At 63.1% G+C, this 10,720-nt stretch carries 8 protein-coding genes; 6 read left to right on the plus strand and 2 right to left on the minus strand.

Going from position 1 to position 10,720, the window contains the following annotated elements:
• Window positions 1-143 precede the first annotated feature (143 nt).
• Together ACQKPE_RS24450 and ACQKPE_RS24455 are read right to left on the minus strand one after the other, a co-directional pair.
• Window positions 144-704, minus strand: coding sequence for a response regulator transcription factor (locus ACQKPE_RS24450; protein ID WP_427669244.1), 561 nt, complete (start codon window positions 702-704; stop codon window positions 144-146).
• The gene (locus ACQKPE_RS24455) at window positions 701-1,960 is read right to left on the minus strand and encodes an ATP-binding protein (protein ID WP_427669245.1); all 1,260 of its coding nucleotides are present in this window, start codon (window positions 1,958-1,960) and stop codon (window positions 701-703) included. Before ACQKPE_RS24455 ends, ACQKPE_RS24450 begins: the two co-directional genes overlap by 4 nt.
• Before the next feature lie 196 nt (window positions 1,961-2,156).
• Here ACQKPE_RS24455 and ACQKPE_RS24460 point away from each other — a divergent pair, with 196 nt between their 5' ends.
• The 6 genes from ACQKPE_RS24460 to ACQKPE_RS24485 form a co-directional block, all read left to right on the plus strand.
• Window positions 2,157-2,873, plus strand: coding sequence for an SIMPL domain-containing protein (locus ACQKPE_RS24460; protein WP_427669246.1), 717 nt, complete (start codon window positions 2,157-2,159; stop codon window positions 2,871-2,873).
• A 344-nt stretch (window positions 2,874-3,217) separates the two neighbouring features.
• Window positions 3,218-4,843 carry an ABC transporter substrate-binding protein gene (locus ACQKPE_RS24465; RefSeq protein ID WP_427669247.1) on the plus strand — a complete coding sequence of 542 codons (1,626 nt, stop codon included), beginning with the start codon at window positions 3,218-3,220 and terminating at the stop codon, window positions 4,841-4,843.
• 212 nt (window positions 4,844-5,055) lie between these two features.
• Window positions 5,056-6,648: an ABC transporter substrate-binding protein gene (locus ACQKPE_RS24470; RefSeq protein WP_427669248.1), complete on the plus strand. Its 1,593-nt coding sequence runs from the start codon at window positions 5,056-5,058 to the stop codon at window positions 6,646-6,648.
• Between the two features lie 219 nt (window positions 6,649-6,867).
• Window positions 6,868-8,196 carry an OprD family porin gene (locus ACQKPE_RS24475; protein WP_427669251.1) on the plus strand — a complete coding sequence of 443 codons (1,329 nt, stop codon included), beginning with the start codon at window positions 6,868-6,870 and terminating at the stop codon, window positions 8,194-8,196.
• A 74-nt stretch (window positions 8,197-8,270) separates the two neighbouring features.
• Window positions 8,271-9,866: an ABC transporter substrate-binding protein gene (locus ACQKPE_RS24480; protein WP_427669249.1), complete on the plus strand. Its 1,596-nt coding sequence runs from the start codon at window positions 8,271-8,273 to the stop codon at window positions 9,864-9,866.
• A gap of 85 nt (window positions 9,867-9,951) precedes the next feature.
• Window positions 9,952-10,720: ABC transporter permease subunit (locus tag ACQKPE_RS24485; protein ID WP_427669250.1), on the plus strand; the 769-nt coding region annotated here is incomplete at its 3' end.

Genomic DNA, 10,720 nt, shown 5'->3' on the forward strand with positions numbered 1-10,720 from the left:
CAAGGGATGGCGCGTGGTGGTGCCCTTAAAAGCGGCGGTGCCCTCTCCGCGGGCACGCCCGCTCCTACCGGTTTCCCAGCGCCCCTGTAGGAGCGGGCTTGCCCGCGAATGGAGCCACCGCCGATCCTGGATCATCTTGCCGCTCAGCGCCGCACTGGCCGCTTCTGCAACTTGCGCTGCAAGGTCCGCCGGTGCATCCCCAGCGCCCGCGCGGTAGCCGAGATATTGCCCTCGTGCTCGTTCAGCACGCGCTGGATGTGCTCCCATTGCAGGCGGTCCACCGACATCGGGTTCTCCGGTACCAGCGTATCGAGGTCGGCATGCTCGGACAGCAGCGCCGCCAGCACATCGTCGGCATCGGCCGGCTTGCACAGGTAGTTGCAGGCGCCGCGCTTGATCGCCTCCACCGCCGTGGCGATGCTCGAATAGCCGGTGAGGATCAACACACGCATCTCCGGGTCCAGCTCCAGCAGCTTGGGCAGCAGTACCAGGCCCGAGTCGCCATCCATCTTCAGGTCGAGCGTGGCGTAGTCCGGCAGGTCCTGCTGGGCCACCACCAGCCCTTCCTCGGCGCTCGACGCCGTGCTTACGCGAAAGCCGCGGCGGCTCATGGCGCGGGCCATGACGCGGGTGAAGGTGGCGTCGTCGTCCACCAGCAGCAGGTGCGGCAGTTCTTCGCCTTCGACCAGGTTTTCTTCGCTCATCGTTCTTCTCCTCGCGTGCCACGGGGCAGCCGCAGTTCGGTCAGGGTGCCGCCCTGCTCATGACTATAGAGTTTCACCGAGCCGCCTGCGCGCGTCACGCTGGCCTTGCTCAGGAACAGGCCCAGGCCGAAGCCTTTGCCCTTGGTGGTAAAGAATGGCTTGCCGATGGCCTCGGCGATGGCCACCGGCACGCCGGGGCCGTGGTCGCGGATGCTGATCAGGATGTCCTGGGCGTCCCAGTCCAGGCGCACCTCGAGGTCATCCGGGCAGGCATCGGCGGCGTTGTTCAGCAGGTTCAGCAGGGCCTGGGTCAGGTCGGGCGGCGGTGTCAGGCGCGGCACTGTGCCGTCGCGCAGGCGCTGGAAGCGGTAGCTGGCTTCGGGGCGCATCAGGTGCCAGCGGTTGAGCGCTTCGTCGAGCCAGGCGGTGACGTCCTGCTCCTGGAGGTTCATACGCCGGTTGGCCTCGGCGGCACGCACCAGCTGTTGCAGGGTTTGCTTGCAAAGCTTGACCTGGTCCTGCAGCACTTGCAGGTCTTCCTGCAACTGCGGGTCCGAATGGTCCTGGCGCATCTCGTTGAGCAGCACGCTCATGGTCGCCAAGGGCGTGCCCAGCTCGTGGGCGGCGCCGGCGGCCTGGGTGGCCACGGCCAGTAGCTGCTCGTCGCGCAGGCTGTCTTCGCGGCGCTCGGCGCGCAGTTGCTCCTGGCGGCGCAATTCCTCGGCCATGCGTGCGGCGAAGAAGGTGATGACCGCTGCGGCCAGGGCGATACTCAGCCACATGCCGTACACCTGCATCTTGTCCCGCGCCATCGGCAGCGTCTCGAGCGGGTAGAACTGCACCAGCAGCAGGCTGTAGGCCGCCAGGGCGATGCCCGAGAGCACCAGCGAATAGATCCAGGGCAAGGTCACCGCAGCGATCGCCAGCGGTACCAGGTAATAGGAGACGAAGGGGTTGGTCGAGCCACCGGAGTAATACAGCAAGGCGCTGTGGATCAACAGGTCGCAGGCCAGCTGGAAGGCGTATTCGAGTTCGGTGACCGGCAACGACAGGCGCAAGCGCAAGGCGGTGAAGGCGCACAGCAGCGAGGACAGCGCCAGGGTGGCGGCCAGCGACAGCCACGGCAGTGGCAACAGTTCGGTCCAGTAGGCCACGCCCACGGAGCCGGCCTGGGCGGCCAGCACCAGGATGCGGATGACGGTCAGGCGCCAGAGGTTCTGGCGGGTGGCGGACAACGGATGTGCGGCGGCGAGCATGAGCTCTCCCGATCAGTGCTGCAAAAAAACGCCTGGAGTATACCCAAGCCAGGAAGCTCGCTGTAGCGATGCGGCAAAGCGCCACAGTTTGTCACAGCTCGATGATGGCACTGTTGAACCCACTACACTGTTTCCGGTCTGATCGGCCATGCGTGGAACGGACGTCCACTCCACGCTTTCACTCAAGGAGTCATACATGCAAATTTCCCGTCACGGCGCCGCCCTGGCCCTTTCCTGTGGCCTGCTCACCAGCCTGCCGGCCCTGGCCGCCGACGAGCCACGCTACAACCAGGTGTCGCTGCGTGCCGAGGTCAGCAAGGAAGTGGCGCGCGACCTGATGGTGGTGACCCTGTACAGCGAAGCGCAGAACACCGACCCGGGCAAGCTCGCCAAGCAGATCACCGAGACCATGAACAAGGCCGTGCAGCAGGCCCGTGGCGTCAAGGAAGTGAAGATCAGCCAGGGCAGCCGCAACAGCTACCCGATCTACGACACCAAGGGCCAGAAGATCACCGGCTGGCGCGAGCGCGCCGAACTGCGCCTGGAAAGCGCCGACTTCCCGGCCCTGTCCAAGCTCACCGGCGAGTTGCTGACTGACCTGAAGATGGGCGGCATGGACTTCTCCATCGCCCCAACCACCCGCAAGGCCAGTGAGGACGAGTTGCTCAAGGATGCGGTCAACGCCTTCAAGGCCCGCGCCCAGCTGGCCACCGAGGCACTGGGCGGCAAGGGCTACAAGGTGGTCAGCCTGAACCTCAACAGCAGCGGCTACCCACGCCCTTACCTGCGCAGCGCACCGATGGCGATGAAAGCCATGGGCGCCGACGAAGCCGCGCCGTCGCCAGACATCGAAGCCGGTACCAGCGAAGTCAGCATGAACGCCGACGGTCTGATCGAAGTACAAATGCAGTAACCGCGTTTTTCATCAGGTGGCGCCCCGGAAAGGTGCCGCCTGATGGCGCAAAGCCTCTATTTCGCCACTCTCCGGCCATCCATTCGGATAGGTCCAGCGCACCAAATCAGCGCAATCTTTCACCTCATTTGCATCGAAATATTGCGCAAAAGAAAGTTTCTTGACGCGCGCAAACGTTCAACCCGCGTCAAAATTACAGCAATGCGACATTGATGTACGTCCGTGCCACCTTTTGGGTGCCGCCTATCCCTTCGAGTGTTGCATTGGGTACACCCCCTGCATAAGTATCCGCAGGTCGGCTCACGAGGCCACCTCAAACCAAAAATGACAACAATGAGGCCACAATGCTCAAACACGCAGTCATTCCGTTCCTGGTCGGCGCAGGCTTGCTCGCCGGCGCTCCTTCCGCCCTCGCCGCTTCCAGCCTGGTGTTCTGCTCCGAAGGCAGCCCGGCCGGCTTCGACCCAGGGCAATACACCACCGGAACCGACTTCGACGCCTCGGCCGAAACCATGTTCAACCGCCTGACCCAGTTCGAGCGCGGCGGCACCGCCGTGATCCCGGGCCTGGCAACCAAATGGGAAGTGGCAGCCGACGGCAAGACCTACACCTTCCACCTGCGCGAAGGCGTCAAGTTCCACACCACCGAGTACTTCAAGCCGAGCCGCGAATTCAACGCCGACGACGTGCTGTTCACCTTCAACCGCATGCTCGACAAGGACATGCCGTTCCGCAAGGCCTACCCCACCGAATTCCCGTACTTCACCGACATGGGCATGGACAAGAACATCGCCAAGGTCGAGAAGGTCGATGAGCACACCGTGCGCTTCACCCTCAACGAAGTGGACGCCGCGTTCATCCAGAACCTGGCCATGAGCTTCGCCTCGATCCAGTCCGCCGAATACGCCGACCAGCTGCTCAAGCAGAACAAGGCCGCCGACATCAACCAGAAGCCGATCGGCACCGGCCCATTCGTGTTCAACAAGTACCAGAAGGACGCGCAGATCCGCTTCAAGGGCAACAAGGACTACTGGAAGCCCGAGGACGTGAAGATCGACAACCTGATCTTCGCCATCAGCACCGACGCCTCCGTGCGCATGCAGAAGCTGAAGAAGAACGAGTGCCAGGTCACCCTGTTCCCACGTCCGGCGGACATCCAGCCGCTCAAGGCCGACCCGAAGCTGCAGATGCCTGACCAGGCCGGCTTCAACCTCGGCTACATCGCCTACAACGTGATGGACAAGATCAAGGGCAGCAACGAGCCCAACCCGATGGCCCAGCTGAAGGTGCGCCAGGCGCTGGACATGGCCGTCGACAAGCAGAAGATCATCGAGACCGTGTACCAGGGTGCCGGCCAGCTGGCGGTCAATGCCATGCCACCGACCCAGTGGTCCTACGACACCACCATCAAGGACGCCCCGTTCGACCCTGAGAAAGCCAAGCAGCTGCTCAAGGAAGCCGGCGTCAAGGAAGGCACCGAGATCGACCTGTGGGCCATGCCGGTACAGCGCCCCTACAACCCCAACGCCAAGCTGATGGCTGAAATGCTCCAGGCCGACTGGGCCAAGGTGGGCATCAAGGCCAAGATCGTCAGCTTCGAGTGGGGCGAGTACATCAAGCGTTCCAAAGGTGGCGAGAACGGCGCCATGCTGATTGGCTGGAGCGGTGACAACGGTGACCCGGACAACTGGCTGGGCACCCTGTTCGGCTGCGACGCACTGGCCGGCAACAACTTCTCCAAATGGTGCTACAAGCCCTACGACGACCTGATCAAGCAGGCCAAGGCCACCTCCGACCAGGCCAAGCGCACCGAGCTGTACAAGCAGGCGCAGCACATCCTCAAGGAACAGGTGCCGATGACCCCTATCGCCCACTCCACGGTCTACCAACCGATGAGCGCCAAGGTGAAGGACTTCAAGATCAGCCCATTCGGCCTGAACTCCTTCTATGGGGTAAGCGTGGAGAAATGACGGACAGCATCGCCCTGTCGGCCTTAACCCCGACAGGGCGATGACGTTCACGCAGAGGCAGTAGGAAATTTCTCTGTCTCAGCCGGAAATCTCCCGGGCCAACAGAAGCCTTTAGAACCTGTAAACCGCATCCTGACGTACCTATCGTCAGGAACGGCCTTCTGTTGCCCCGATTCGAGCTTCGTACCCCATAACCGGACAAAGGAATTGCCATGCACCACCTGACCTTGCTATCCGCTGTACTCGGCCTGGGCCTTCTGGCCAACACTCCGATGGCCCTCGCCAAGAACCTGGTGTTCTGCTCCGAAGGCAGCCCGGCTGGCTTCGACACCGCCCAGTTCACCGCCGCCACCGACAACGACGCCGCCGAGCCGATCTACAACCGCCTGGTGGAATTCGAACGCGGCGGTACCGCCGTGCAACCGGGCCTGGCCAAGAACTGGGAAGTGGCCGACGGCGGCCTGAGCTACACCTTCCACCTGCGCGAAGGCGTGAAGTTCCACGCCAACAAAGACTTCACCCCAAGTCGCGACTTCAACGCCGACGACGTGCTGTTCACCTTCCAGCGCATGCACGACCGCGAACACCCGTTCCGCAAGGCCTACCCTACCGAGTTCCCTTACTTCGTCAGCATGGGCCTGGACAAGAACATCAAGTCGATCGAAAAGATCGACCCGATGACCGTGAAGTTCACGCTCAACGCCGTCGATGCCGCGTTCATCCAGAACCTGGCCATGAGCTTCGCCTCGGTGCTCTCGGCCGAATACGCCGACCAGCTGCTCAAGGCCGGCAAGCCCAGCGACATCAACCAGCAACCGATCGGCACCGGCCCGTTCGTGTTCCAGCGCTACCAGAAGGATTCGCAGATCCGCTACAAGGGCAACAAGCAATACTGGGCGCCCGAGGAAGTGAAGCTCGACAACCTGGTGTTCTCGATCAACGTCGACCCCTCGGTGCGTATCCAGAAACTGCGCCGTGACGAGTGCCAGGTGACCCTGAACCCGCGCCCGGCGGACCTTCCGGCACTCAAGCAGGACAAGAAGCTCAACGTGATGGAACAAGCGGGCTTCAACCTCGGCTACATCTCCTACAACACCGAACGCGCACCGTTCAACCAGCTGCCAGTACGCCAGGCACTGGACATGGCGGTGAACAAGGACGCGATCATCAGCGCGGTGTACCAGGGCGCCGGGCAGAAGGCGGTCAATGCCATGCCGCCGACCCAATGGTCCTACGACAACAGCATCAAGGACGCCACCTACGACCCCGAGAAAGCCAAGCAAATGCTCAAGGCCGCCGGCGTCAAGGAAGGCACCGAGATCACCCTGTGGGCCATGCCGGTACAGCGCCCCTACAACCCCAACGCCAAGCTCATGGCCGAGATGCTGCAGTCGGACTGGAACAAGCTGGGCCTGAAAGTGCGCATCGTCAGCTACGAATGGGGCGAGTACCTCAAGCGCATGAAAACCGGCGAGCACGACATCGCGCTGATCGGCTGGACCGGCGACAACGGTGACCCGGACAACTGGCTGGGGACCCTGTTCGGCTGCGCCGCCGTCGGCAGCAACAACTATTCGCGCTGGTGCGACCCTGAGTACGACTCACTGGTCACCAAGGCCAAGCAGGTTTCCGACCAGGAGCAGCGCACCACCCTCTACCAACAGGCGCAACAACGCCTCAAGCAACAAGTGCCGATCACCCCGGTGGCCCACTCCACCGTCAACCAACCGATCAGCGCCAAGGTCACCGACTTCAAGGTCAGCCCCTTCGGGCGCAACGACTTCGCTGGCGTCAGCGTCGACTGAACCCGCCTCGCAGGCCAGACATGCCCCGTGCATGTCTGCGCCTGCGTGCAGCCCGAATTTGCCTAAAGGAACCCAGGCAAACGTTTGCAACACCGTGTTAACCGCCAAAAGCCCAGCCCTCGAGGCCGGGCGATAACTAAAAAAAGCCGTAAGGGAGCTACAACCTTGAGACAGTACAAAATCACCGCACTGGCGTTGTCGATCGGCGCGTTCTCGGCCATGGCCCACGCTGACCCCGTGAGCCAGGACTTCTTCCCGCTGAGCTTGAAGTCCAGCAGCGAGCAGGCCGAAGCCACCGGTTTCTTCGACGGCCAGAGCCTGTCGGGTACCACCCGCAACTGGTACGCCCGCGAACGCGCCACCCGCGCACCGCTGTGGCGCTACTACAAAGGCGACGGCGTCACCCGCGTACCGACCCACAGCCGTGACAACTGGGTGCAGGGCACCATCCTCAACTACAGCTCGGGCTTCACCCAGGGCACCGTGGGCTTCGCCACCGAAGTCGCAGTGTTCAACGCCCTGGCCCTGGAACGTGGCCGTGCGGCCATCGCCGGCCCGAACAACCGCACCCTGACCCACAGCGACGGCGAACCGGTCGACCAGTGGAGCAAGGCAGGCCTGGCCAACGTCAAGGCACGCATTTCCAACACCACCCTGACCGTCGGCCGCCAGTCGCTCGACACCCCGATGCTGGCCTACATCGGCAACCGTGCCCTGCCGTCGACCTTCCAGGGTGCGGCCCTGCACAGCGCCGAGTTCGACAACCTGTCGTTCGACTTCGCCAGCTTCGACCGCGTCTCGCCACGGAGCGAGCAGAGCCTGAGCAAGTTCCGCAGCGAATACAGCGCCACGGGCGTTGAAACCGACCGCGCCAGCACCGCCGGTGTGAACTACCAGCCGTTCAAGAGCCTCACCACCAGCCTGTACGCCACCAAGGTCGACGACTTCTGGAACCAGTACTACTTCGGCGCCAACCACGTACTGGGCGACAGCGCGGTACTGAGCCTGACCACCGGTCTGAACTACTACAAGACCGTGGAGGAAGGCAGCAAGAAGATGGGTGAGATCGACAACGACACCTACAGCCTGTCGTTCGGCCTGACCCACCAGGGCCACACCCTGAGCGCCTCGTGGCAGCAAGTGAACGGCAACGAATACTTCGACTACCTGCACGAGACCAACGGCATCTACCTGGCCAACTCCCTGCTGTCGGACTTCAACGGCCCGAACGAGAAATCCCTGCAGATCTCCTACGTGCTGAACATGGCGCCATACGGCGTACCGGGCCTGAAGTTCAACCTGTACAACGCCCGCGGCTGGGGCATCGACGGTACCCACTACCGCGGCACCGCCTACGACGTGAACGGCATGGACGGCGAAACCCACTACGAGTGGGGCATCGGCACCACCTATGCCGTGCAGAGCGGCGCGCTGAAGGACACCACCATCCGCGCCACCTACACCGCTCACCGCGCCAGCAAGGCCCAGGCCGACGGCAGCCTGGACGAGCTGCGTATCGTCACCACCATTCCGTTCAACATCCTCTGACCGTATGACGCCACGGCCTGCGCGCATCGCGGGCCGTGGCGTCTACGCTGGAACATTCAGTGCAGGGAGGTTCCATGACATCGCTACCGCTACGTGCTGCCATGGCAGCAGTCATACTCGGCGCCGCGTCCCATGTCGCGGCCAAGCCATTGGTGGTGTGCACCGAAGCCAGCCCCGAGGGCTTCGACATCGTCCAGTACACCACGGGGGTCACCGCCGACGCCTCGGCCGAAACCGTGTTCAACCGCCTGGTCGACTTCAAGCCCGGCACCACCGAGATCCAGCCGGCCCTGGCGAAAAGCTGGGATATCAGTGCCGACGGCCTGACCTACACCTTCCACCTGCGTGAAGGCGTCAAGTTCCACACCACCGACTACTTCAAGCCCACCCGCGAGTTCAACGCCGACGACGTGCTGTGGAGCCTGAACCGCCAGTTCCTCAAGAACCACCCGTGGCACGACAAGACCAGCGTCGGCTACCCCTATTTCGAGAGCATGGCCTTCCAGGACCTGCTCAAGTCGGTGGAAAAAACCGACGAGCACACCGTGGTCATCACCCTGACCCGCCCCGAGGCGCCCTTCCTGCGCGACCTGGCCATGGCCTTCACTTCGATCTACTCGGCCGAGTATGGCGACCAGTTGCTCAAGGCCGGCAAGACCGGCGAGCTCAACAGCAAGCCGATCGGCACCGGGCCGTTCATCTTCCAGCGCTACAGCAAGGACGCCCAGGTGCGCTACAAGCCCAACCCGGACTACTTCCGTGGCAAGCCGCCAAGCAACGGGCTGATTTTCGCCATCACCCCGGACAACAACGTGCGCCTGCAGAAGCTGCGCGCCAACGAATGCCAGGTGGCGCTGTACCCCAAGCCTGACGACGTGCCGTCGATCAAGGCCGACCCGAAGCTGAAGATCGCCGAGATGGAAGCTTTGATCACCAGCTACATCGCCATGAACACCCAGCACAAGTACCTGAGCGATGTGCGCGTGCGCCAGGCCATCGACATCGCCTTCGACCGCCAGACCCACATCGACCAACTGTTCGGCAAGGGCAATGCGCTGGTCGGCATCAACCCCTACCCGCCCAGCATGATCGGCTTCAACACCGAGAACCGTAACCCGCCCCACGACCTCGACAAGGCCCGCGCCCTGCTCAAGGAAGCCGGCGTGCCGGAGGGCACCACCATCACCCTGTTCACCCGCAACAACGGCGGCCAGACCAACCCCAACCCGCGCATGTCCGCCGAGCTGTTGCAGCAGGACCTGGCCAAGATCGGCCTCAAGCTCGATATTAGGGTAATGGAATGGGCCGAGATGCTGCGCCGCGCCAAGAACGGCGAAGCCGACCTGGTGTCGGCGGGCTGGGCGGGCGACAACGGCGACCCGGATAACTTCCTCACGCCTATGCTCAGCTGCGATGCGGCGAAAACCGGCGAGAACTATGCGCGCTGGTGCAACTCTGACTTCCAGAAGTTGATCACCGAGGCCCGCCGGGTCAGCGACAACGATGAACGCGCCAAGCTCTATAGCCAGGCCCTGGCGGTGTACGATGCAGACAAACCGTGGATAAGCCTGGCCCACCCCAAGCTGTTCGCGGCCATGCGTAGCAACGTTGAGGGTTACCAGATCAACCCTCTGACCAATAACAACTTCGCCACCACCCAGGTGAAGTAGAGAAAAACAACGACCGCCGAGCGCACAGGCCACGAGCCTGGCATCGGCGGCACTGCCTTGACCGGCTGATGAGGTACCTCCAACGATGTTGAGTTTTATTGCCCGACGCCTGGGCCTGCTGATACCGACCTTCTTCGGCATCACCTTGCTGACCTTCGCGCTCATACGCCTGATCCCCGGCGACCCGGTGGAAGTGATGATGGGCGAACGCAGGGTCGACCCGGAAATGCACGCCCAGGCCATGGAGCGCCTTGGCCTGAACAAACCCCTGCCGGCCCAATACCTGGACTACATCGGCAAGCTCGCCCAGGGCGACCTGGGTGAATCGCTGCGTACCCGCGAGAGCGTGTGGAACGAATTCCTCACCCTGTTCCCCGCCACCATGGAACTGGCCTTCGCCGCGCTGCTGTTCGCCGGTATCGTCGGCCTGCTGGCCGGGGTGATCGCCGCCCTCAAGCGCGGCTCGCTGTTCGACCATGGGGTGATGGGCATTTCCCTGGCCGGTTACTCGATGCCGATCTTCTGGTGGGGCCTGATCCTCATCATGTTCTTCTCCGTGAGCCTGGGCTGGACCCCGGTTTCCGGGCGCATCGACCTGCTCTACGACATCGAGCCGAAAACCGGCTTCATGCTCATCGACACCCTGCTCAGCGAAGAGGAAGGCGCGTTCAAGGACGCGGTGATGCACCTGATCCTGCCCGCCATCGTGCTGGGCACCATCCCGCTGGCGGTGATCGCCCGCATGACCCGTTCCTCGATGCTCGAAGTGGTTCCCGCTGGCCGCATTGCTGGGCGAACGGGCCACGCGCACCGAGCACCTGGCCGGCGAGGACACCTTCTGCCTGCAACTGAAC

The organism is Pseudomonas sp. NPDC089554, from assembly GCF_050280645.1.
Classification (GTDB): Bacteria; Pseudomonadota; Gammaproteobacteria; order Pseudomonadales; family Pseudomonadaceae; genus Aquipseudomonas.